The following is a 22,290-nucleotide window of genomic DNA, read 5'->3' on the forward strand; positions in this document are numbered from 1 at the left end:
GTTGAGCCGCCCCGCCACCGACCATATCTTTTGCCTCCGTGATACCCGAACAGAAGGCTCATCCATGACCCAGACCCCCCGCTTCGACGCCGCGACCGAGACCGGGGGCCGCCCCTTGGGCAACCTGCCGGAATGGGACCTGACCGATCTCTACCCCGCGCCTGATTCAGCCGAGATCAAGAACGACATCGACTGGCTGGAGCAATCCTGCGCCGAATTCGCCGAGGATTACGAGGGCAAGCTCGCCACGCTCGACGCGGGCGGCCTGCTGGAAGCGGTGCAGCGCTACGAGCGGATCGACATCGTCGCCGGGCGGATCATGTCCTATGCGGGGCTGCGCTACTACCAGGAGACCACCGACGCCGAACGCGCCAAGTTCATGTCGGACTGCCAGGACCGGATCACCGCCTATACCACGCCGCTCGTCTTCTACGGGCTGGAATTCAACCGGCTCGACGAGGACCACCTCGAAACCCTGCTCGGCCAGAGCCAGGAGCTGAACCGCTACCGCCCCGTCTTCGAGCGGATGCGCGCGATGAAGCCCTACCAGCTCTCCGATGAGCTGGAGAAGTTCCTGCACGACCAGTCGAGCGTCGGTGCCGCCGCCTGGAACAAGGTGTTCGACGAGACCATCGCCGGCCTGACCTTCACCGTCGATGGCGAGGAGCTCGGCATCGAGGGCACGCTCAACCTGCTGACCGAGCAGGACCGCACCAAGCGCGAGGCCGCAACGCTCGAGCTGGCGCGGGTGTTCAAGACCCAGATCCGGCTGTTTGCGCGCATCCACAACACGCTCGCCAAGGACAAGGAGATCGAGGATCGCTGGCGCGGCATGCCGACGCCGCAGACCGGGCGGCACCTTGCCAACCATGTCGAGCCCGAGGTGGTCGAGGCGCTGCGCGACGCGGTGGTCGCGGCCTATCCGCGGCTGTCGCACCGCTATTACGAGCTCAAGGCCAAGTGGCTCGGTCTCGACCGGATGCAGGTCTGGGACCGCAACGCGCCGCTGCCGATGGAGACCGACCGCATCGTCGGCTGGGACGAGGCGCGCGCCATGGTCGAGGAGGCTTACGGCGACTTCGACCCGCGCATGGCCGAGCTGGCCAAGCCCTTCTTCGACGAGGGCTGGACCGATGCGGCGGTGAAGCCGGGCAAGGCGCCGGGCGCCTTCGCGCATCCCACCGTCTCGACCGTGCATCCCTACGTGATGCTGAACTACCTCGGAAAGCCGCGCGACGTGATGACGCTGGCGCATGAGCTGGGCCACGGCGTCCACCAGCGCCTCGCCGCCGGGCAAGGCGAGCTTCTCTCCTCCACCCCGCTGACGCTGGCGGAGACGGCGAGCGTGTTCGGCGAGATGCTGACCTTCCGCAAGCTGCTCGACAAGGCCAAGGACCAGAACGAGCGCAAGGTGCTCTTGGCGGGCAAGGTCGAGGACATGATCAACACGGTCGTGCGCCAGATCGCCTTCTATGATTTCGAGTGCAAGCTGCACGCGGCCCGCGCGCAGGGCGAGCTGACGCCGGACGACATCGACGCGCTGTGGATGAGCGTTCAGGCCGAGAGCCTCGGGCCGATCTTCGATTTCGCGCCGGGCTATGAGAGCTTCTGGGCCTATATCCCGCACTTCGTGCATTCGCCCTTCTACGTCTATGCCTATGCCTTCGGCGACGGGCTCGTGAACGCGCTCTACGCGGTCTACGAGGAGGGCGGCGAGGACTTCCAGGAAAAGTATTTCGAGATGCTGAAAGCGGGTGGCTCGAAGCATCACAAGGAGCTTCTGGCACCCTTCGGCCTCGATGCCTCGGACCCGGCCTTCTGGGATAAGGGGCTGTCGATGATCGAGGGGATGATCGACGAGCTGGAGAAGATGGAGGGCTGAGGCCCTTCGATCACCGAAAAGGGCGGGCCGGGCCTCCATGAGGCCCGGCCCGTTTCCGTCGTGGCCTAGGCCAGCATTTCCTTGACCACCTCGAAGGACGAGCTCAGCTCCTCGGCCTCGGGCCGGGCGATGGCCGGGGTCTGGCGCGACCATTCGCCCGTCACGGCGCAATGCAGCATGAAATGCGCCAGATCGGCGTGACGGGTGCGGATCAGCTCCTCGGGGATCACGTCGGGCACCACCACGTAATCGGCGGTCAGCGGCTCGGGCAGGAGCCAGCCGGGGCGCACGGCGGTCCAGTCGAGCGGGCTGGCGCGCAGCATCTCCTCCATCTCGCCCATCTGGTGCAGCACCCGGGTCAGCGCCGGGATGGCCGTGGTGCGAAACAGCAGCGGCCCGCGATCATGGGTGACGACGAAGCTCGCCGAGATGGTCACCAGCCGTGAGACGCCGCGCGCCTGCATCGCGTCGATCAGCTTGCGCGTGCCGGTGGTGTAAAGCGGCGGCGGGTCCATCAGCGTCGCCGGATCGCCCGGCACGCCCAGCGCCGAGATCACCGCATCGACGCCCTCCACGATCGGCCCGAGATCGTCCTCGATCACGTTCGCCGTCACCCGCTCGACATTATGGCCCGCGGGCGGGGCGTCGTCGGGCCATTTCATCTCGGCGGCGCGGACATGGTGGCCCTGCGCCACCGCCTGCTTCACGACCTCCCGGCCCGTCACGCCATGCGCGCCGAGCACGAGGATCTTCTTGGGATCGGACATCGCGGTTGCCTCCGGTTCTGTTCGCCGGATCAACCACCCATCCGCTCAGCCGTTCCCGCCCGCCGCATAGACCATGTCGATCATCGCCTGCGTGCCGCGGCTGAATTCCAGCGGGCAGGCATAGGCCGCGCCATGGATGGCGGCGGTGAAGGCCTCGACCTGCAGCTTGTAGTGATCGATCCCCGGCCAGCGCTCATGCACCACGCGCTTGCCCTCGGTCTCCAGCGTCATCTCGGCCTGGCCGAAGGTGTTGGCGTTGAACGGGCAGAGCATCTTCAACACGCCCTCATCGCCGTGAAACGTCACCTCCTGGCGCGGGAAGAGCCGCATGGAGACCATGCCGGAATAGTCGAAGCTCTCGAAATCCGCCGCGACCTGCGCATAGACGTCGACGCCGTTCTCGTAGCGGATATTGGCATGGCGGATCGCCACCGGCTCCTGCCCCGTCACGAAGCGCACCGAGCCGAAGGCATAGACGCCGATATCGGGCAACCCGCCGCCGCCGGTTTCGGGCTTGTTGCGGATATTGCCCGTTTCGGTGTTGTTGAAGCTGAACGCCGCCTCGACATGGCGCAGCTTGCCGATCGCGCCGCCCTGCACCAGCTCGCGCGCGCGGATCCATTGCGGGTGATGCACGATCATGTAGGCCTCGGCCGCCATCAGCCCGGTGGCGTCGCGCCTAGCGATCACCGCGTCGAACTCGGAGGCCTTCATGGCGAGCGGCTTTTCGCACAGCACATGCTTGCCCGCGTCGAGCGCCTTCAGCGTCCATTCGACATGCATGGCGTTGGGCAGCGGGATATAGACCGCGTCGATCTCCGCATCGTCGAGCAGCGCCTGGTAGTCGGCATGGACGCGCAGCCGCGGCTGGAAGGCGCGGAAGGGCGCGGCCTTGTCCGGCGAGGAAGTGGCCAGCGCCGCCAGCTCGGAGCCTTCGGCGGAATGGATCGCGCGGGCCATGGCGCCCAGCGCGAATTTCGAGGCGCCAAGGACGCCCCAGCGGATCGGTTCACTCATTTTCGGTCTTTCCCTCGCTGCGGGAAAGAAAAAACCCCTCCCCGTTTGCGGGGAAGGGTAATCATCGCGGGCCGGAGTGCAACGCTCAGGCGTTTTCGAGCATGCCGCGCTCGCGCGCCAGCTCCTGCATCCGCTTTTGCAGCTTCTCGAAGGCGCGCACCTCGATCTGGCGGATCCGCTCGCGGCTCACCTCGTACTGGCCGGACAATTCCTCAAGCGTCACCGCCTCGTCCTGCAGCCGCCGCTGCACGAGGATGTCGCGTTCGCGGTCGTTGAGCACGCCCATCGCCTCGGCCATCAGCTCGCGCCGCGCGTCGAGCTCGTCGCGCTCCTCGTAATCGGTGGCCTGGTCGGCGCTGTCGTCTTCGAGCCAGTCCTGCCACTGGGTGGCGCTGTCGGCATCCGAGCCGACCATGGCGTTGAGCGAGGCGTCGCCGCCCGACATGCGCCGGTTCATCGAGACGACCTCGTCCTCGGTCACGCCCAGATCGGTGGCGATCTGCTTGACGTTCTCGGGCCGCAGGTCGCCCTCCTCCAGCGCGCCGAGCCGGGCCTTGGCCTTGCGCAGGTTGAAGAACAGCTTCTTCTGGCCCGAGGTGGTGCCGAGCTTGACCATCGACCAAGAGCGCAGCACGTATTCCTGGATCGAGGCGCGGATCCACCACATCGCGTAGGTGGCGAGGCGGAAGCCCTTTTCGGGGTCGAACTTCTTGACCGCCTGCATCAGGCCGACATTGGCCTCGGAGATGACCTCGGCCTGCGGCAGGCCGTAGCCGCGATAGCCCATGGCGATCTTGGCGGCGAGCCGCAGATGCGAGGTGACGAGCTGGTGCGCGGCACCCGCATCCTCGTGATCGACCCAGCGCTTGGCCAGCATGTATTCCTGCTCGGGCTCCAGCATCGGGAACTTGCGGATTTCCTGCAGGTAACGGTTCAGCCCCTGCTCCGGCGACGGGGCGGGAAGATTCGTATAGGTCTCTGCCATGGGCCCCTCCTTTCGGATGTCTCTTGGACGCTCAGCGATACGGGTTCGGCGCCTGCCGGGCAAGCGCCCCTATCGCAACATGCTTGTGCAATGATGAACCCTCCGCCTCCCCGATACGAGAGAGCACGCGAGCGGCTCGATCATATGTGAATTTCGTTACGCCCCTTCAACCCCGAAGCGCGGCCAGGAGTTCCGCCATGTCGGCGGGCAAGGGGCTCTCGAAGCGCAGCTTTTCGCCGGTCGCGGGATGGGTGAAGCCGAGCGAGGCCGCGTGCAGCGCCTGCCGCCCGAAGCCCGCCGCCAGCGCCACCGCCTTTGCGCTATGGGTCTTTTCCGACATCTTGCGCCGCCCGCCATAGACCGGATCGCCGATCAGCGCATGGCCCACATGCGACATATGCACCCGGATCTGGTGCGTGCGCCCCGTCTCCAGCCGGCATTCGACCAGCGCCGAGGCGGCGAAGGCCTCGACCAGCTTGGCGCGCGTCACCGCGTGACGGCCCTGATCGAAGCTCACCGCCTGCCGCTGCCGGTCGGTGCGGTGGCGGCCCAGCAGGGTCTGGATCCTGAGCACAGAGCCGGTCTCGAAGCTCGCCCCCTTCACGCCGCGCAGGCGCGGGTCGTTGGGATCGGGCACGCCGTGGCACAGCGCGAGGTAATGCCGCTCGGCCGAGTGTTTCTCGAATTGCAGCGCCAGCCCCTGATGCGCGCGGTCGGTCTTGGCCACGACCAGAAGGCCGGAGGTGTCCTTGTCGATCCGGTGCACGATGCCGGGGCGCTTGGCGCCGCCCACGCCCGAGAGATCCTCGCCGCAATGATGGATCAGCGCGTTCACCAGCGTGCCGTCGGGGCTTCCGGGGGCGGGGTGGACGACCATGCCCGCGGGCTTGTCGATGACGATGAGGTCGTGATCCTCCCAGACCACGTCGAGCGGGATCTCCTGCGCGCCGATATGGCTCTCGGCGGCCTGCGGCACGGTGATCTCGATCCGTGCACCTTCGGCGATGGCCGCCTTGGCGTCGGTCGCCACCGCACCATCCACGCGCACCGCGCCCTCGGCCAGGAGCTTCGCGATGCGCGAGCGCGACAGCGTGGCCGCCTCTGGCACATCGCGGGCCAGCGCCTTATCAAGACGCGCCGGCGGATCTTCGGCGATGGTGAAACGGACGACAGTGGAGAGATCGGCCATGCAGGCTCCCGAGACAGACGGCCCGGTCATGATCCCGCCCGAGCTGAAATGGCTCAAATGGCTGGTGATCGCTCTGGCGGGCGTGATGATCGCGGGTTTCCTAGTGCTGATCGCGGCGATTGTCATCCGCTTCGATGCGGCCCCCGCCCTGCCGCTGCCCGAAAGCCTTGTCCTGCCCGAGGGGGCCGACCCCATGGCCTTCACCCAAGGCAAGGACTGGATCGCGGTGGTGACCACCGATGACCGCGTGCTGATCTTCGGGCGCGACGGCAGCCTGCGCCAGGAGATGGCGATCGAGTGAGCGCTCAGCGCTCGCAGAGCTTGACCAGCAGGTTGCCCAAGGCGCCGATGAACATGAAGAACGCGCCGGTGATGAAGAGCCAGACGCCCAGCGTCTTCCAGTCCATCCCGGTCCAGCTCGGGCTCTTCCCCTCGAACATCGGCAGGAAGAACACGCTCCCCACCAGAAAGGCCACGTTGCCGAACAGGCCGAGCGAGAGGTGAATCCACTCGTACTTTTGCACCACCGTCCTGATGACCGGGTGTATCATCTCGGCCCCCGTTCCCCTGCAACATTCGCTCGCGGCGGCCCAGATAGGGCAACGGCGCGCCGGGCCAAGGGCCGAGCAAATGCACGATGGGGGCAAAGGGAGGAGAGGTGGTACCGCCTCCCTGGCTTGAACAGGGGACCTCTGGATCCACAATCCAGCGCTCTAACCAACTGAGCTAAGGCGGCACTGGCGCGGGAATTAGACCCAGCGGGAGGGGATTGCAACCCCCCTGCCCCGGGTTTTGCCATGCTTCCGCGAGGTCGTCCGTCTTGCCCGACGCCCGCCCCGGCGCTAGGGACAGGCCAGCTTGCACAGGAGGCGACATGGGCATCGACACCGAACGCGACATCGAGGCGAACCTGCAGATCGGGCCGACCGATCACGGCATGGTGCGTCTGTTCATCGAAGCGGGCGCGACCGAGATCCCGATGGATTTCGACCCCGACGAGGCGGATGACATCGCCGAGGAGATCATGGCCGCGGCGCGCGCCGCGCGCGCGGTCAAGCCGAAGAAAGGTTGATCGCAGGATCGCGCGCCTTGTGCCAGCGCAGGGCGGCATGGCGCGCGAATTTCTGCAGCATCACCTTGCGCCGCGCGCCCGACAGCTTCGTCTCGGGCGCCATGGTGACGATCTCGGCGTCGTAGCCGTCGGCGATGATGACGCCGGTCTCCTCTGGCAGAAGATCGAGCGGGAAAGCATCGTCCACCGCCCAGAAGTAGCGGTCGCAATAGTCGAGATAGCCCTGCCACTTATGGTCGGAGGTGAAATCCGCGCGGCTCGACTTGCACTCGATGATCCAGATCTCGCCCTTGGGACCGAGCGCCATCACGTCGACGCGCAGCCCCGAGGCGGGCACGAATTCCTCGACCGTGACGAAGCCGTGGCCCAGCAGATGGCGGCAGACGCCGCGCGCCAGCATCTCGCCCGGCCTTGGCGCCGCGCGCGGCCGCGACAGCGCCTCGGCCGAGAGCGCGTCATCGGGCAGCAGCACCGCGCGGCGCTCCCCCTCTTCCCAGTCGTCCCAATCATCCGGCATGGGCGGCATGATGAACATATCGGAAACACGCCGCAAGCCGCGAAAGCCCGGGCGCGGCCCCTTGTCACGCCCGGGGCGCGATCCTAGATGTGGTGCCGGCGGGTTCTGCTCTTCTCGTGCCAAGGGGTCAAATTCCAGTGGCCTTAAGCAATTCCACGGGAGCTGGCTCTGTGCGGACCCTGGTTCGTTTACCTGGCGCCCACCTGTATACACAGGTCCCCGGGAATTCTCACCCCTACGGTCGCTGCGGTTCCCGCCACTTTCCTTCCTTTCAGGCCCGGCCGGCCCGGTCCGTGGCGAGCAGCCCGTAGATGAGCGAATCGCGCAGGCCCATATGGGTGTGCCATTCGGCCCGAAGCCGGCCCTCGCGCCGAAAGCCGAGCCGCTCCAGCAGCGCGATCGAGGCGGCGTTCTCGGGGTCGCAATCGGCGCAGATGCGCCGCTGCCCTTGCGCAAAGAGATGATCCACGACGCGTGCGACCGCCTCCTGCGCGAGCCCCTGCCCCTGCGCGTGCCGGGCCAGCAGGTAGCCGATCTCGGAAACGCCGCCCTGCGGCCTTTCGCCCGCGACGACAAAGCCGATCGCGCGGTCCTCGCCGGGCCGGGTGATCGCCCAGGCGCGCCGCCCCTCGGCCCGCGTGGCAAATCGCGCGCGCAGCTCGGATTCGGAGCCGAAGGGCGCGCGCGACCACCAGGCCATGACCTTCGGGTCCGACATCTCCGCGAACAGCTCGGCGGCATCGCCGGGCACCCGCGCGCGCAGCCGCAGCCGCGCCGTGGTGAGAAGCGGCGCCTCTTCGGACGGGTCGGGGTCGGTCTCGTCGGTCATGCGGCGCCTCCTTTGCAAAAAGGGCGCGGCCCGCGCCACGCCCCTTTCATCCACCTGTCGCCGCGCTGTTCAGAACGCCTCGGGCCGCGCCTCGCGCGCCATGTGGTCGAGCACCGCGTTGACGAATTTCGGCTCGCGCCCGTCGGGATAGAACGCCTTGGCGATCTCCACGAACTCGACGATCACCACCTTGGGCGGCGTCACCTTGCCGAGGAACTCCGCCCCCGCCGCGCGGAACAGCGCCCGCAGCGTCGGGTCGATCCGGGCGATCGGCCATTTGGCGACCAGCGCGCGATGCGTCATCTGGTCGATCTTGGCCTGCTCCTCGACCGCGCCCTCCATCAGGCCGCGGAAGGTGGCAAGATCGCCCTCCTCCCATTCGCCTTCCTCGTAGGTCGCGCCGAAGCGGTGCGTCTCGAATTCGCGCATCACGCGGTCGACGCTCTGCTCGGAGGCTTCCATCTGGAACAGCGCCTGCACCGCATACATGCGCGAGGCGGAGCGCATCCGCCGCTTCTGGGTGTTCGATTCGGCCATCAGCCCTCTCCCAGCCGGTCGGCGGTAAAGCCGAGGCCCTTGCTCTTGCCCTGCTGCTTGAGCTTGCGCGACAGCGCCACGAGATGCAGCGCCGCCGCGGCCGCGCCGCCGCCCTTGTTCTGCCCCTGCGGGTCGGCGCGCACCGCCGCCTGATCGTAATTCTCGACCGTCAGGATGCCATTGCCGATGCACAGCCCCTGCAGCCCCAGAAGCGTCAGCCCGCGCGAGCTGTCGTTGCAGACCGTGTCGTAATGCGTGGTCTCGCCCCGGATCACGCAGCCCAGTGCGACGAAGCCGTCATACTCGCCCATCCGCGCGGCGATGCCGATCGCCGAAGGCAGCTCCAGCGCGCCGGGCATCTCGACGACCTCGTAGCTGCCGCCCACCGCCTCGATCTCGGCCATGGCACCGGCGACGAGGCCGTCGGCGATGTCCTTGTAATAGGGGGCGACGACGATGAGGATCTTCGGGCCCTCGTCGAATTCGGGACGCGCGAGCGCGTGGTGGGTGGGGCCGGCCATCATCCGATCTCCGAGATCTTGCGCGTGTCGGTGATCTCGAGCCCGTAGGCGTCGAGCCCGACCACGCGGGGTTTGGGGGAATTGGTCAGCAGCACGATCTTCGACAGGCCGAGCGCCGAGAGGATCTGCGCGCCGAGCCCGTATTGGCGCAGCACATGCGGCGAATGTTCCTCGGTGGTGGCGAGCTTCATGTGCAGGTCGCGCAACAGCACCAGCACGCCGCGCCCCTCATCGGCGATGGCCTGCATCGCATCGCCGAATTCGGCGGCGCGGCCCTTGGGGCCGGTGCCGACGATGTCGAGCATCGGGTCGAGCGTGTGCATCCGCGTCAGCACCGGCGCATCGCCCGAGATGTCGCCCTTGATCAGCGCGATATGCTCGGCGCCCTGCGTGGTGTCGGTATAGATGCGCAAGGTCCAGTCGCCGCCGAACTCGCTCTCGATCTGCTGCTCGTCGCGCAGCTTCACGAGGTTGTCGTGGCGGCGGCGATAGGCGATCAGGTCGCTGATCGTGCCGATCTTGAGCGCGTGCTTCTGCGCGAAGGCCACGAGGTCGGGCAGACGGGCCATGGTCCCGTCCTCCTTCATGATCTCGCAGATCACGCCCGAGGGGTTGAGCCCCGCCAGCCGCGAGATGTCGACCGCGGCCTCGGTATGACCCGCGCGCACCAGAACCCCGCCCTCGCGCGCGCGCAAGGGAAAGACATGGCCCGGCGTGGCGATGTCGGCGGCGGTCTTGGAGGCGTCGATGGCGACGGCGACGGTGAGCGCGCGGTCCTGCGCCGAGATGCCGGTCGAGACGCCCTCGCGCGCCTCGATCGAGACGGTGAAGGCGGTCTCGTGGCGCGAGGAGTTGTTGGTCGACATCAGCGGCAGGCCCAGCGCGTCGATCCGGTCGCGCGGCAGCGACAGGCAGATCAGCCCGCGGCCATGCGTGGCCATGAAGTTGATCGCGTCGGGCGTCGCCATCTGCGCCGGGATCACCAGGTCGCCCTCGTTCTCGCGGTCCTCGTGATCGACGAGGATGAACATGCGGCCGTTGCGCGCATCGGCGATGATCTCTTCGATCGGGCTGATCGCGTCGGACCAGTCGCGTTCGACTTGGCCGGGGGTCTCGAAGCTGTCGGTCACTGGCGATTCCTGACGATTTGGGGCCATGGCGGGGATGCAGCTGCAGATAACGGCTGGGGGCGGTTTTGCAAAGCCCGCAAGGGCCGCGCGGGGACGAGCTTGCGCCGGGGCATGCTGCGGCTCAGCGCGGCGGCCATGCCCGCTTTGCGGCCATGAGCCCGGTGATCACGGCATCCAGCGCCGCGCGCGGCGCAATGGCGAGCATCAAGGGCGCCTCGGGGCGCAGCGTGACCGGCCCCGTCACCTCGTTCGAGGTGCCGATGCGCGCGGCGGGCGAGAAGACGAGGCCGTCGGTGGCCCAGCGCAGCCCCTGCGAGGCACAGCGCAGCGCGCCCATGGGAAACAGCGAAAACGGCGTGCCGGGCGCAAGATCGAGCACGATCTCGGGCGGGCAGAGAAAGACGAGGCTTTCGGCGCCGATCAGCAGGCAGCGCCGATCGGGCCGCGCGGCAAGGACATGAAAGGCGGCCAGCTCGTGATCGAGCCGCCCGCCGGTAAAGCCCACGGCGAGCACCAGCGGCGCGTCGATATTGCGCAGCGCCTTGTCGAAATCGGTGCTGTCCTGCTCGGCGATCTCGTGCAGCCGCCCGGCATAGAGGCGGGCGGCCTCGCCGAGGCTGTCCATGTCGCCGATCACCGCGCGCGGCGCGTGCCCCGCGGCCAGAGCATGGCGCGCGCCGCCATCGGCCGCGACAAGGCAGGGCGCGCGCCCCAGCGCGAGCGCCAGATCGCCCTCACCCAGCGCCCCGCCCCCCAAGAGCGTGACCGGCCCGTCGCACTGGACAATCGTCATGGGCATCCTCCATCATCCCGGTGAACCGAACGGTTCGCCGCGGTTTTGCCACGAAATCATCCCACGACCACCCATGTCGTGATCCTGATTCAAACCCATTCGCTGCTACATCGGATGGAACAGGGTAGAAAGCGAGCACTCAGATGGTTGGATCAAGCAAGATACTCACGGTGTCCTACGGGACCTTCTCCTGCACGCTGGAGGGGTTCGACGACTCGTTCGACACGATGAAGGCCATCGCAGAGTATTTCCGCGATCTGGCCTCGGACGACCGCTATTTCGGCGCCGAGCCGCCGACGCCGGATGCCGAGATGCTGGCGCGCATCGCCGAGCGCGAGGTGTCGCGCCGGGTCGAGGCGCGCACCGAAGGCAGCGGCATCATGCTGCGTACCGGCGAGGCGCTGCCCCCCGTGGCGCAGCCCGCGCCACAGGCGGCGCCGGTCGCCGCCCCGGCAGCCGCCCCGGAGCCCGCGCCCGAGCCGGAGCCCGAACCGGAACCGGAACAGGCCGCAGCTCCCCGTCCCGAAGCGCAGGCGGAGGAAGCTCCCGAGCCCGCTCGCGAGCCCGCCCGCCCCCAGCCGCCGCAGCAGCCCGTCGCGGAGGCCCCCGCGCCGCAACCGGCGCCCCCCGGCACCCGGCAGCGCCCGCCGCAGGACCCCGACAGCGTCGCGGCCAAGCTGCAGCGCATCCGCGCCGTGGTCGGCCGTCAGGCGAGCTTTGCCACCGAGGACGAGGAGGAGGACATCGCCCCCGCCGCCGCGCGCCCGGCCGCCGGCATGTTCGACACGGCGCCGAAGGCGGAAGCCAAACAGCAGGCGCGGCCCACGGGCGATACGGCAGATTCGAAGCCTGTCGAAGCCGCCCCCGAACCCCGCGCAAGGCCCGCCGAAACCGCCAAGCCGGCGGATACGCAGGAGGCCACCGCCCCGGCGCATCCGCCGCGGGCCCGCGTGGTGCGGATGCGCAAGGCCGATTTCGACCGCGCCGTCGCGCGGGGCGAAGCGCACCGGATGATCGAGACGCAATCCGGCGCGACGGCCCCCGACGAGGCCGAACCGACCGAAGCCGAGCCGGTGCGCGACACGGCCCGGACCGGTGCCGGTGCCGAAAGCGTAGCCGAAAGCGAGGCCGGGGCGGCAGCGCCCGAGGCCCGCGACGGGACGGATGCCGCCATCCTCGACGCCCTGTCGCGCCAGGAGGAGACCGAGGCGGCGGACGCAGCCTCCGCCGCGCCCACCGATGCGGAACTGTCGGAAGAGGCCGAACGCGCCCTGCTCGCGGAGCTTGCGGCGCTCGAGCGCGAAATGGGCTTCGAGCAGGACGGCCCGGCGCAGCGCGAGATGAGCCAGCACGACGAAACCCCGGCCGAAGCCGAGCCGCCGCGCGCCGCGCAGGCGGAGCCGGAGACCGCGCAGGCGGAGGAGGCCGACGAGGTCGAGCCTGAGGAAACGACCGAGGCTGGGGCCGAGACCGAAACCCACCTCGACTGGCAGGCCGAAGCGCAGACCGAGGCCGAAATGCCGGCGGAGTTCGAATTCAAGCCCCCGCAGCAGCAAGACCAGCAGCACGAGACCGAAGACTCGCAGGCCCCGCAAGAGCGGCGCACCAGCGCGGCGCAGCCGTCGGAGGCCACCGAGGAGGCCACCGGGGAGGCCCCCGAAGAGACCACCGGGGCGGCGCAGCAGGCCGGGCAGGCGCTGGGCACCGACGAGGCCGACATGTCGCGCATCCTCTCGGCCACCGCCGCGCGGATGGACGACCCCGAATCGGGCCGGCGGCGCGAGTCGATCTCGCAGATGAAAGCCGCCGTCGCCGCCACCGAGGCCGCGCGCCAGCTCGGCGAGGTCGCGCCCCGCGAGGCGACCGAGGAGGCCTTCCGCGACGATCTGCGCCAGGCCGTCCGCCCGCGCCGCCCCGTCCTGCCGACCCCCGAGACCGAGCAGGACGGCGCAACGCAGCCCCGCGCCGAGCGGCCCCGCCCCGCCCCGCTCAAGCTCGTCGCCTCGCAGCGGGTCGATCTCGCCGACGAGCCCGCCCGGAGCCGCAGCGTGCCGGTGCGCCCCCGCCGCGTCGCCGTCGCCACCTCCGAAGCACCGGCCGAGGAGCAGGCACAGCCCGCCGCGACGGCTGCGACCGAGGAGGCAGCCCCCCGCCGCGCCGAGGCCGTGCCCGCCGCCTCCGAGAGCTTCAGCGCCTTTGCCGAAAGGATGGGCGCGCAGGAACTGGGCGATCTGCTGGAGGCCGCCGCGGCCTATACCGCCTTTGTCGAAGGGGCCGAGGATTTCTCGCGCCCGCAGCTGATGGAGCGGGTCCGCGAGGTTTCGCCCGAGCCGATCAGCCGCGAGGACGGGCTGCGCAGCTTCGGCACGCTGCTGCGGCAGGGCATGCTCAAGCGGGTGCGCAGCGGCCGCTTCGCCGTGGCCGGATCGAGCCGCTTCAACCCCGAACGCCGCGCCGGCTGAGCCGCGCGCCAAATCCCATGAAAAAGGGCGGTGCCACGCGGCACCGCCCTTTTTCGTGCATCCATGAGCCGGAGGCTTCAGCGCTCGTCGCGCTCCTCCTCCGGGTCGGCCTTGCCGACACCGAGGAAGATCCGGCGGAAGGGCAGCGCCCAGACGAGGCCGAGGCCGACATAGATCGCCAGCTCGACGAGGATCGAGGGCCGCTCGATCATTCCGACCAGCGTGATCGCCACGACGATGTAGCCCGGCAGGCCGACCAGCAGGATCAGAAGCGACAGCCGCCGCCGGGCCTTCATCGAAAGCTTGCGCGCCATGCGGTCAGTCCGAGAAGGGATCGGTGACGAGAATCGTGTCCTCGCGCTCGGGGCTGGTCGAGACCATGGCCACCGGGCACTGGATCAGCTCCTCGATGCGACGGATGTACTTGATCGCCTGCGCCGGCAGATCGGCCCAGCTGCGCGCGCCGGCGGTCGATTCCTGCCAGCCGGGCATTTCCTCGTAGATCGGCGTGCAGCGCGCCTGCCGGTCGGCGGCGGTGGGCAGGTAGTCGTAATGCTCGCCGTCGAGCTCGTAGCCGGTGCAGATCTTCAGCGTCTCGAAGCCGTCGAGCACGTCGAGCTTGGTCAGCGAGATGCCCGACACGCCCGAGGTGGCGCAGGTCTGGCGCACGAGGCAGGCGTCGAACCAGCCGCAGCGGCGCTTGCGCCCCGTGGTGGTGCCGAATTCGTGGCCGCGCTCGCCGAGCCGCTGGCCGTCATCATCGTCGAGCTCGGTCGGGAACGGGCCTTCGCCGACGCGGGTGGTGTAGGCCTTGACGATGCCAAGCACGAAATCGATGGCGTTCGGGCCGAGGCCGGTGCCGGTGGCGGCCTGCCCCGCGATGACGTTCGAGGAGGTCACGAAGGGATAGGTGCCGAAATCGATGTCGAGAAGCGCGCCCTGCGCGCCCTCGAACAGGATGCGCTCGCCGGCGCGGCGGCGCTCGGTCAGCACCTTCCAGACGGGGGCCGCGTATTTCAGGATCTCGGGCGCGATCTCGCGCAGCTTGGCGATCACCGCGTCGCGGTCGATCGCCTCGAGCCCGAGCCCCGCGCGCAGCGCGTTGTGATGCACCAGCGCCCGGTCGACCCGAAGCTCCAGCGTCGCGTCGTCGGCCAGATCGGCCACGCGGATCGCGCGGCGGCCGACCTTGTCCTCATAGGCCGGGCCGATGCCGCGGCCGGTGGTGCCGATCTTGGCCACCGTGCTGAGGCCCTCGCGCGCGCGGTCGAGCTCGCCGTGGAACGGCAGGATGAGCGGCGTGTTCTCGGCGATCATCAGCGTCTTAGGCGTGATTTCCACGCCCTGCGCCCGCACCGTCTCGATCTCGTTCAGAAGATGCCACGGGTCGAGCACGACACCGTTGCCGATCACCGAGAGCTTGCCGCCGCGCACCACGCCCGAGGGCAGCGCGTGCAGCTTGTAGACCTCGCCCTCCACGACCAGCGTGTGGCCGGCGTTGTGCCCGCCCTGAAACCGCGCGATCACGTCGGCGCGTTCGGACAGCCAGTCCACGATCTTGCCCTTGCCTTCGTCGCCCCACTGGGTGCCGACGACCACCACATTCGCCATGGACGTGCCCTCTTTGGTCTTTCAATCCGGCGTCGCTATAGCGCCACGCGCGCCTTCGCGAAACCGCAAACTGGCCGCGCGCCTACTTCGGGGTTGCGACAGGGGCCACCCTCTTCTAGATACGGCGCGTTCCGCACCCACCCGCCCTACGCAGAGGTCCGCATGGAAAACGTCGTCCTGATCGTCCACCTGATCCTCGCATTGGCGCTGATCGGCGTGGTGCTGCTGCAGCGGTCCGAAGGCGGCGGCCTCGGCATGGGCGGCGGCGGCGGTGGCGGCGTGATGTCGGGCCGCGCGGCCGCGACCGCGCTGGGCAAGGTCACCTGGGGCCTCGCCGCGGCCTTCATCGTCACCTCGATCGCGCTGACGATCATCGCCGCCGAGAACTCGGCGGGCGGCTCGGTGCTCGACCGGCTGACCGGCGGCACGGCGACCGAGGAAGGCGCGCCCGCGACCGATCTGGGCGACAGCCTGCTGCCGCCCTCGGCCGGTGACGGCCCGGTCGTGCCGCTGGCCGACTGATCGGCTTATCCACAACCACTGGGCGTCGGCCGATTTCGGCCACATGATCTTGCGTCCCCGGTTGCGGTCACGGGCCGAATCCGGATATCCTCAAATCCCGTGATGCCGCGAAACCCACGTTTCGCGGCAGTCTTCCATTCGATACTGATTCGACGATCACGGGGTACTTCCGACCATGGCGCGTTACATCTTCATCACCGGCGGCGTTGTCTCCTCGCTCGGCAAGGGACTGGCCTCGGCGGCGCTGGGCGCGCTTTTGCAGGCGCGCGGCTACACGGTGCGGCTGCGCAAGCTCGACCCCTATCTCAACGTCGATCCCGGCACGATGAGCCCGTTCGAGCATGGCGAGGTCTTCGTCACCGATGACGGCGCCGAGACCGATCTCGACCTTGGCCATTACGAGCGCTTCACCGGCGTCGCGGCGCGGCGCACCGACAGCGTTTCCTCGGGCCGGATCTATTCCAACGTGCTGGAGAAGGAGCGCCGCGGCGATTACTTGGGCAAGACGATCCAGGTCATTCCGCACGTCACCAACGAGATCAAGGACTTCCTCTCGGTCGGCGCCGACGAGGTCGATTTCCAGCTTTGCGAGATCGGCGGCACGGTGGGCGACATCGAAGGCCTGCCCTTCTTCGAGGCGATCCGGCAATTCGCGCAGGAGCGGCCGCGCGGCCAGTGCATCTTCATGCATCTCACCCTGCTGCCCTATGTGGCGGCCTCGGGCGAGCTGAAGACCAAGCCGACGCAGCACTCGGTCAAGGAGCTGCGCTCGATCGGCATCGCGCCCGACGTGCTGGTCTGCCGCTCGGAGCATCCGATCCCGGAAAAGGAGCGCGAGAAGATCGGTCTCTTCTGCAACGTGCGCAAGGAGAGCGTGATCGCGGCCTATGACCTGAAGTCGATCTACGAGGCGCCGCTGGCCTATCACCGCGAAGGGCTCGACCAGGCCGTGCTCGATGCCTTCGGCATCGCGCCCGCCCCCAAGCCCAACCTCGCGCGCTGGCACGACGTGAACGAGCGTCTGACCCATGCCGAGGGCGAGGTCCGCGTCGCCATCGTCGGCAAATACGTGCAGCTCGAAGACGCCTACAAGTCGATCAAGGAGGCGCTGACCCATGGCGGCATGGCCAACAAGGTCCGGGTCAAGGTCGAATGGGTCGACAGCGAGGTCTTCGACCGCGAGGACCCGGCCCCCTATCTCGAAGGCTACCACGCCATCCTCGTGCCCGGCGGCTTCGGCGAGCGCGGCACCGAGGGCAAGATCAAGACCGCGCAATTCGCGCGCGAGCGCGGCATCCCCTATCTCGGCATCTGCCTTGGCATGCAGCTGGCGGTGATCGAGGCCGCGCGCAACGTCGCGGGCTTCAAGACCGCCGGCTCCGAGGAGTTCGACCACGAGGCGGGCAAGCGCCGCTTCGAGCCGGTGGTCTACCATCTCAAGGAATGGGTCCAGGGCAACCACGTGGTCGAACGCACGGTGACCGACGACAAGGGCGGCACCATGCGGCTCGGCGCCTATACGGCGGCGCTGGTCGAAGGCTCGAAGGTGGCCGAGGTCTACGGCGCCAGCCGGATCGAGGAGCGGCATCGTCACCGCTACGAGGTCGACACCAAGTATCGCGAAGCGCTCGAGGACAAGGGGCTGTGCTTTTCGGGCATGTCGCCCGATGGCCGCCTGCCCGAGATCGTCGAGTGGAAGGATCACCCCTGGTTCATCGGCGTGCAGTTCCACCCCGAGCTGAAATCGAAGCCCTTCGCGCCGCATCCGCTCTTTGCCGATTTCGTGCGCGCCGCCGTGGAAACCTCGCGGCTGGTGTAGAAGAACAAGGTGGTTGCCGGCGGCAACCACCTTTTTACCTTCTAGAAAACAGTGTCTTGCTGACCATCAATCTCGACTACGCAATCGTTGAAATCTTTTCCCCGATACTCGAGGATAAGTAGCGTGGTATCACTCGACACTCCATCAACCCAAAGCTGGATATAATCGTAGGCTTCTCCATCGCTTTCTACTGAAGACCACTCCTGACCGAATGTTCTTTCGTTCTGACGTAAGGACATGACCCAATCTTGTGGCTCGTCCCATAGGGCGCCAGATTTCAAGAAATCCACCCGGTTTCCAGATCCGTATTTTTGCGAAAGCGCTTCAGATACTCTTTCGAAATCTCTTTTCACGCCAGAACCATAGCGATCATTGCCGTATGGCTCTGAAATTGCGACAACGCGACATATTCCCAAGCCTTCAGTGTGCCAAACTGCATACTCTTTGAACAGCGGGTGAGGGTTAGGCGCTTGGTTTAATGAAGGTTTGTTTCCCTCTTCGGCCAAATCGAGATCACTGGCCGACCCGCCCATTTCTATCCCGAAGGGCCCCGCCGCGACGCCACTTGCGACCAAAAAGCTAATTAAGAATGTAGTCAGTCCCTTCAAACCTAAACCCTTTCATATTATCTCTTGCGTGCATTGCGCCCGAACAATACACGCAAAAAGTGATATGGCAAAGTTCTCCTTTAGTTTCAGAACCGGAAGTCGATCTGCCGGGTGATGCCGAGCCTTGCGCCGAACTGGTCGTCATCCTCGGTGATCGGGCTGTCGGCGGCGTCGTTCATCAGCCGGTCATAGGTGATCGCGCCGTCGAGACCCCAATCGTCGCTGAACTCGTAGATGCCGCCGACCTCGACACCGGCCGAGATCAGCCCGCCATCGGCCGCAAAGCCCGGCGCACCGAAATAGGTCTGCGCATAATCGTCCTCGGCAAAGAGCGCGCGCGGCCCGGCGCGCAGCGTCAGCCGCTCGGAGGGGTAGGAATAGACATCCGCGCCCAGCTCGGCCACGAAGCTTTCATGCCCGCCAAAGCCGCGCCGCAGATCGGCGAAGACGCCGAAATCGCGGGTGTCGTAGCCCACGCCCAGCCCCAGCTCCAGCGCCGCATCCACGTCGTCGAGCCCCGTCACCCCGTCGACATCCTCGGCGTCGCGCTCGGAGATATAGCGAAGCGAGCCGCGCAGGCCGAAGCCGGTCGAGACGAAATCGGGGTCGTCGCTGCCGATGTCGAAGGGGCCGAAGCGCAGCCGGTCGAGCGCGACGCCGAGATCGGGGCCGATCTCGTACTCATCCGAGCCGAAATATTCGGGCGAGCTGGCAAGCCCGCCGCGCAGGGTGAAGCCCAGCACCCGGCCCGGATCGGACGGCGTCGGGGCGGGGGCGGTCATGATCAGCGACTCGCCGGGAGGCTGGTCGAGCGAGGCGGCCATCGCGGGCAGCGGGCTGGCGACGAGAAGGGCGAAAAGCGGCAGGCGGCGCATGGTGGATCCTTTCGAGCGGGCTTGCAGGATGAAATACGACGCATGGGCCATGAGGCAAATCCTGCCTGCAGGCCGCGATGGGGCGTGACATGCAGGCCACGCGGCTTGCCCCGCCCCATCGCCGCCGCTACCAGCGCCACAGCGCAAAGGAGACACCCATGCTGTCCTACCAGCACGCCTATCACGCGGGCAATCTCGCCGATGTGCACAAGCACGCGGCGCTATCATGGATGCTCGACTACCTGCGCGCCAAGCCCAAGCCGCTGAGCTACATCGAAAGCCATGCGGGCCGGGCGCTCTACCGGCTCGACGCGGCGGAGGCCGAAAAGACCGGCGAGGCGGCGCAGGGCATCGCGAAGGTGGCGGGCTGGTTCGAGGCCGCCCATCCCTATGCCCGCGTGCTGGCCGAAACCCGCGCCGCCCATGGCGCGACGGCCTATCCCGGCTCGCCCGAGATCGCGGCGCGGCTCCTGCGCGCCGAGGACAGGCTGCACCTGGCCGAGCTGCATCCGCAGGAGCACGCCGCACTCGCCGCCGCCATGGGCGGGCGGGCGAAGGTGCATCGCCGCGACGGGCTGGAGATGGCGGTGGCGTTGACCCCGCCCGAGCCGCGGCGCGGGCTTTTGCTGATCGACCCGAGCTGGGAGATCAAGGAGGACTACCGACAGGTCCCGCAGGCGATTCGCCGCGTCGCCAAGAAATGGCCGGTGGGCTGCATCGTGCTGTGGTACCCGATCCTGCGCGACCGGCCGCACGCGCCGATGCTGCGCCAATTGGAGCGCGACATTCCCGAAGCCGTGCGCCACGAGGTCGCCTTTCCGCCCGCGCGGCCGGGCCATGGCATGACCGGCTCGGGGCTCTTCGTGGTCAACCCGCCCTACGGCTTTCACCAGCAGGCGCAATGGCTCACGGCGCGCTTCGCGACACTGGCGCCGCAGCCCTGACCCTTTCCCGCGGCGCGGGGCCGTCTATATAGGGCGCATGTTCGCAGATCTCCTCCGCCGCCTCACCGATCCCGGCCCGCAGCCGCTTCCCGATGCCGATGCGCGCCTCGCGCTCGGCGCCCTTCTGGTGCGGCTGGCCCGCGCCGACGGGGATTACAGCTCTGAGGAGGCGCGCCGCATCCACCGCATCCTCATGGCCCGCTACGGTCTGGACGAGGCCGAGGCCGCAAGCCTGCGCGCCGATTGCGAGGTGATGGAGGCCGAGGCCCCCGACACCGTCCGCTTCACCCGCGCCATCAAGGATGCGGTGAGCTACGAGGAGCGCGAGGCGGTGATCGAGGCGCTGTGGGAGATCGCGCTGGCCGACGGGCAGCGCGACGCCGAGGAAGACGCGCTGATGCGCATGGTCGCGCCGATGCTGGGCGTGTCGGACCCCGACAGCGCCCATGCGCGGCGGCGCGCGGCGGGGCGGCTCGGCCTCTAGCCCGTTTGCTCCCGCGTTTTCCGTGGCGTTGCTGACGCTGGGTCAGCGGCATCGTTCTTGTTGCATTTTCATTGAAAATGCCCCCTACTCCGTCGTCACACATGGGGTGCGAGGGCACGTGAACGACACCAATCCGGTCATCGAGATCCGCGATCTGCACAAGTCCTACGGGGCGCTCGAAGTGCTCAAGGGCGTCGATATCAGCGCGCCCGCGGGCCATGTCGTGTCGATGATCGGCTCGTCGGGCTCGGGCAAGTCGACGCTGCTGCGCTGCTGCAACCTGCTGGAGGACAGCCAGCAGGGCGAGGTCCTGTTCGAGGGCGAGCCGGTGCGCTGGAAGGGGACCGGGCTCGACCGCCGCCCCGCCGATGCGAAACAGGTCACCCGCATCCGCACCAACCTCGCCATGGTGTTCCAGCAGTTCAACCTCTGGGCCCATATGACGATCCTGCAGAACGTCATGGAGGCCCCGGTGACGGTGCTGGGCCGCGACAAGGCCGAGGTCGAGGCCAAGGCGCGCGAATATCTCGACAAGGTCGGCATCGGCGACAAGGCCGACGCCTGGCCCGCGCAGCTTTCGGGCGGCCAGCAGCAGCGCGCCGCGATCGCGCGCGCGCTGTGCATGGAGCCGCGCGCCTTGCTGTTCGACGAGCCGACCTCGGCGCTCGACCCCGAGCTGGAGCAGGAGGTGGTGCGCGTGATCAAGGATCTGGCCGAGGAAGGCCGCACCATGATCATCGTCACCCATGACATGCGCATGGCGCATGACGTGGCCGACCATGTCGTGTTCCTGCATCAGGGGCTGATCGAGGAGCAGGGCCCGCCCGCCGAGCTCTTCGGCAACCCGAAATCCGAGCGGCTGCAACAGTTCCTGTCGCATTCCGCCCCGCATCCGCAGCCCGCCTGAGAGCGGGCACGGCACCTTTCCCAACAGGAGACCACACCAAGATGAAGACGCTGATCCTCACGACCGCGGCGCTCGCGCTCACCGCCGGCGCCGCGCTGGCCGAAAGCCACAGCCAGACCGTGCGCCTTGGCACCGAGGGCGCCTACCCTCCGTACAACTTCCTCAACGATGCGGGCGAGGTCGATGGCTTCGAGCGCGAGTTGGGTGACGAGCTGTGCAAGCGCGCCGAGCTGACCTGCGAATGGGTCACCAACGACTGGGATTCGATCATCCCCAACCTCGTCTCGGGCAACTACGACACGATCATCGCCGGGATGAGCATCACCGACGAGCGTGACGAGGTCATCGACTTCACCCAGGCCTACTTCCCGCCCGCGGCCTCCGCCTATGCCGCGCCCTCCGAGGACGTGGACCTGACCGGCGGCGTCGTCTCCGCCCAGGCCACCACGATCCAGGCCGGCCATGTCGCCGATAGCGGCGCGGCGCTCCTGGAATTCGCCACCCCCGACGAGGCCGTGGCCGCGGTGCGCAACGGCGAGGCCGACGCGGTCTTCGCCGACAAGGACTTCCTCGCGCCGATCGTCGAGGCCTCGGGCGGCGAGCTGATGTTCGTGGGCGAGGACGTGGCGCTGGGCGACGGCATCGGTGTCGGCCTGCGCGAGAGCGATGGCGAGCTGCGCGAGACGCTCAACGCCGCGATCCAGTCGATGAAGGATGACGGCTCGCTCAACGAGCTTCTGGTCAAGTGGTTCGGCGAAGAGACCCAGACCTTCGAATGACACCTGACCGGGGCGGCCCTCGCGCCGCCCCGCCTGAAAG

Annotated in this window: 25 protein-coding genes, 1 tRNA gene and 1 other RNA gene; 11 read left to right on the forward strand and 16 right to left on the reverse strand. The window is 68.0% G+C overall.

The window, feature by feature from the left end; genetic code table 11:
• The first annotated feature begins 64 nt into the window (after positions 1-64).
• The gene (locus tag CJ301_RS13820) at positions 65-1,882 is read left to right on the forward strand and encodes a M3 family oligoendopeptidase (protein ID WP_099277975.1); all 1,818 of its coding nucleotides are present in this window, start codon (positions 65-67) and stop codon (positions 1,880-1,882) included.
• Between the two features lie 65 nt (positions 1,883-1,947).
• On the opposite strand, the gene CJ301_RS13825 is transcribed toward CJ301_RS13820, so the two are convergent.
• The 4 genes from CJ301_RS13825 to CJ301_RS13840 all read right to left on the reverse strand — a co-directional run bounded on the left by CJ301_RS13825 (position 1,948) and on the right by CJ301_RS13840 (position 5,840).
• Positions 1,948-2,649, reverse strand: coding sequence for an NAD(P)-dependent oxidoreductase (locus CJ301_RS13825; protein WP_254050158.1), 702 nt, complete (start codon positions 2,647-2,649; stop codon positions 1,948-1,950).
• 45 nt (positions 2,650-2,694) lie between these two features.
• Positions 2,695-3,666 carry a Gfo/Idh/MocA family protein gene (locus tag CJ301_RS13830; protein WP_099277976.1) on the reverse strand — a complete coding sequence of 324 codons (972 nt, stop codon included), beginning with the start codon at positions 3,664-3,666 and terminating at the stop codon, positions 2,695-2,697.
• Positions 3,667-3,751: 85 nt separating this feature from the next.
• Positions 3,752-4,651: an RNA polymerase sigma factor RpoH gene (rpoH, locus tag CJ301_RS13835; RefSeq protein ID WP_099277977.1), complete on the reverse strand. Its 900-nt coding sequence runs from the start codon at positions 4,649-4,651 to the stop codon at positions 3,752-3,754.
• Positions 4,652-4,817: 166 nt separating this feature from the next.
• A complete protein-coding gene (locus CJ301_RS13840) occupies positions 4,818-5,840 on the reverse strand; it encodes an RluA family pseudouridine synthase (RefSeq protein WP_099277978.1) in 1,023 nt (340 codons plus the stop codon).
• Between CJ301_RS13840 and CJ301_RS13845 the strand changes: the two genes are divergently transcribed.
• Complete coding sequence (locus CJ301_RS13845) at positions 5,839-6,141, forward strand: DUF6476 family protein (RefSeq protein ID WP_099277979.1); 303 nt, start codon at positions 5,839-5,841, stop codon at positions 6,139-6,141. The two genes, CJ301_RS13840 and CJ301_RS13845, sit on opposite strands and share 2 nt — an antisense overlap.
• Before the next feature lie 4 nt (positions 6,142-6,145).
• Here the strand turns inward: CJ301_RS13845 and CJ301_RS13850 are convergent, their stop codons facing one another.
• Entirely contained in the window at positions 6,146-6,391 is a 246-nt protein-coding gene (locus CJ301_RS13850) for a YrhK family protein (protein ID WP_099277980.1), read from the reverse strand.
• A 108-nt stretch (positions 6,392-6,499) separates the two neighbouring features.
• Positions 6,500-6,576, reverse strand: a tRNA-His gene (locus CJ301_RS13855).
• A gap of 138 nt (positions 6,577-6,714) precedes the next feature.
• Here CJ301_RS13855 and CJ301_RS13860 point away from each other — a divergent pair.
• Complete coding sequence (locus CJ301_RS13860; RefSeq protein ID WP_099277981.1) at positions 6,715-6,912, forward strand: DUF6324 family protein; 198 nt, start codon at positions 6,715-6,717, stop codon at positions 6,910-6,912.
• Here the strand turns inward: CJ301_RS13860 and CJ301_RS13865 are convergent.
• Positions 6,893-7,429, reverse strand: a complete 537-nt coding sequence (locus CJ301_RS13865) for an MmcB family DNA repair protein (protein WP_099278016.1) — start codon at positions 7,427-7,429, stop codon at positions 6,893-6,895. The genes CJ301_RS13860 and CJ301_RS13865 overlap by 20 nt on opposite strands.
• 99 nt (positions 7,430-7,528) lie before the next feature.
• Between CJ301_RS13865 and ssrS the strand changes: the two genes are divergently transcribed.
• Positions 7,529-7,686, forward strand: a non-coding RNA gene (ssrS, locus tag CJ301_RS19395) — 6S RNA.
• Between the two features lie 14 nt (positions 7,687-7,700).
• Here ssrS and CJ301_RS13870 read toward each other — a convergent pair.
• The 5 genes from CJ301_RS13870 to CJ301_RS13890 form a co-directional block, all read right to left on the reverse strand.
• On the reverse strand, positions 7,701-8,258 hold the full coding sequence (locus tag CJ301_RS13870) for a GNAT family N-acetyltransferase (RefSeq protein WP_099277982.1): 558 nt from the start codon (positions 8,256-8,258) through the stop codon (positions 7,701-7,703).
• Positions 8,259-8,327: 69 nt separating this feature from the next.
• Positions 8,328-8,795, reverse strand: coding sequence for a transcription antitermination factor NusB (gene nusB / locus CJ301_RS13875; RefSeq protein WP_099277983.1), 468 nt, complete (start codon positions 8,793-8,795; stop codon positions 8,328-8,330).
• Positions 8,795-9,316, reverse strand: a complete 522-nt coding sequence (locus CJ301_RS13880) for a 6,7-dimethyl-8-ribityllumazine synthase (RefSeq protein ID WP_099278017.1) — start codon at positions 9,314-9,316, stop codon at positions 8,795-8,797. Before CJ301_RS13880 ends, nusB begins: the two co-directional genes overlap by 1 nt.
• Positions 9,316-10,473, reverse strand: a complete 1,158-nt coding sequence (gene ribB, locus CJ301_RS13885; RefSeq protein WP_099277984.1) for a 3,4-dihydroxy-2-butanone-4-phosphate synthase — start codon at positions 10,471-10,473, stop codon at positions 9,316-9,318. The genes CJ301_RS13880 and ribB overlap by 1 nt, the downstream gene beginning before the upstream one ends.
• Positions 10,474-10,567: 94 nt before the next feature.
• Positions 10,568-11,239 (reverse strand): thiamine diphosphokinase, encoded by a 672-nt coding sequence (locus CJ301_RS13890; RefSeq protein ID WP_437438420.1) that lies wholly within the window; start codon positions 11,237-11,239, stop codon positions 10,568-10,570.
• A 143-nt stretch (positions 11,240-11,382) separates the two neighbouring features.
• On the opposite strand from CJ301_RS13890, the gene CJ301_RS13895 reads away from it, so the two are divergent.
• Positions 11,383-13,701 carry a hypothetical protein gene (locus CJ301_RS13895; protein ID WP_437438421.1) on the forward strand — a complete coding sequence of 773 codons (2,319 nt, stop codon included), beginning with the start codon at positions 11,383-11,385 and terminating at the stop codon, positions 13,699-13,701.
• Between the two features lie 77 nt (positions 13,702-13,778).
• Here the strand turns inward: CJ301_RS13895 and CJ301_RS13900 are convergent, their stop codons facing one another.
• Together CJ301_RS13900 and CJ301_RS13905 are read right to left on the reverse strand one after the other, a co-directional pair.
• On the reverse strand, positions 13,779-14,015 hold the full coding sequence (locus CJ301_RS13900; RefSeq protein ID WP_099277987.1) for a DUF2842 domain-containing protein: 237 nt from the start codon (positions 14,013-14,015) through the stop codon (positions 13,779-13,781).
• A gap of 4 nt (positions 14,016-14,019) precedes the next feature.
• Positions 14,020-15,312 (reverse strand): adenylosuccinate synthase, encoded by a 1,293-nt coding sequence (locus CJ301_RS13905; protein WP_099277988.1) that lies wholly within the window; start codon positions 15,310-15,312, stop codon positions 14,020-14,022.
• 162 nt (positions 15,313-15,474) lie between these two features.
• Here CJ301_RS13905 and secG point away from each other — a divergent pair, with 162 nt between their 5' ends.
• Positions 15,475-15,834: a preprotein translocase subunit SecG gene (gene secG / locus CJ301_RS13910; RefSeq protein ID WP_099277989.1), complete on the forward strand. Its 360-nt coding sequence runs from the start codon at positions 15,475-15,477 to the stop codon at positions 15,832-15,834.
• 175 nt (positions 15,835-16,009) lie between these two features.
• Positions 16,010-17,653 (forward strand): CTP synthase, encoded by a 1,644-nt coding sequence (locus CJ301_RS13915; protein ID WP_099277990.1) that lies wholly within the window; start codon positions 16,010-16,012, stop codon positions 17,651-17,653.
• Between the two features lie 41 nt (positions 17,654-17,694).
• On the opposite strand, the gene CJ301_RS18800 is transcribed toward CJ301_RS13915, so the two are convergent.
• On the reverse strand, positions 17,695-18,261 hold the full coding sequence (locus CJ301_RS18800) for a hypothetical protein (RefSeq protein WP_162620538.1): 567 nt from the start codon (positions 18,259-18,261) through the stop codon (positions 17,695-17,697).
• Between the two features lie 86 nt (positions 18,262-18,347).
• A complete protein-coding gene (locus tag CJ301_RS13920; RefSeq protein ID WP_254050159.1) occupies positions 18,348-19,187 on the reverse strand; it encodes a MipA/OmpV family protein in 840 nt (279 codons plus the stop codon).
• Positions 19,188-19,294: 107 nt separating this feature from the next.
• Here CJ301_RS13920 and CJ301_RS13925 point away from each other — a divergent pair, with 107 nt between their 5' ends.
• The 4 genes from CJ301_RS13925 to CJ301_RS13940 all read left to right on the forward strand — a co-directional run bounded on the left by CJ301_RS13925 (position 19,295) and on the right by CJ301_RS13940 (position 22,250).
• Positions 19,295-20,080 carry a 23S rRNA (adenine(2030)-N(6))-methyltransferase RlmJ gene (locus CJ301_RS13925; protein WP_099277992.1) on the forward strand — a complete coding sequence of 262 codons (786 nt, stop codon included), beginning with the start codon at positions 19,295-19,297 and terminating at the stop codon, positions 20,078-20,080.
• A gap of 37 nt (positions 20,081-20,117) precedes the next feature.
• Complete coding sequence (locus tag CJ301_RS13930; RefSeq protein WP_099277993.1) at positions 20,118-20,564, forward strand: TerB family tellurite resistance protein; 447 nt, start codon at positions 20,118-20,120, stop codon at positions 20,562-20,564.
• Positions 20,565-20,682: 118 nt separating this feature from the next.
• The gene (locus CJ301_RS13935) at positions 20,683-21,471 is read left to right on the forward strand and encodes an ABC transporter ATP-binding protein (RefSeq protein ID WP_099277994.1); all 789 of its coding nucleotides are present in this window, start codon (positions 20,683-20,685) and stop codon (positions 21,469-21,471) included.
• A gap of 41 nt (positions 21,472-21,512) precedes the next feature.
• Complete coding sequence (locus CJ301_RS13940) at positions 21,513-22,250, forward strand: transporter substrate-binding domain-containing protein (protein ID WP_099277995.1); 738 nt, start codon at positions 21,513-21,515, stop codon at positions 22,248-22,250.
• Positions 22,251-22,290: the final 40 nt, after the last annotated feature.

Origin of the sequence: Limimaricola cinnabarinus (genome assembly GCF_002723615.1) — a bacterium.
GTDB classification, from domain to species: Bacteria; Pseudomonadota; Alphaproteobacteria; order Rhodobacterales; family Rhodobacteraceae; genus Limimaricola; species Limimaricola cinnabarinus_B.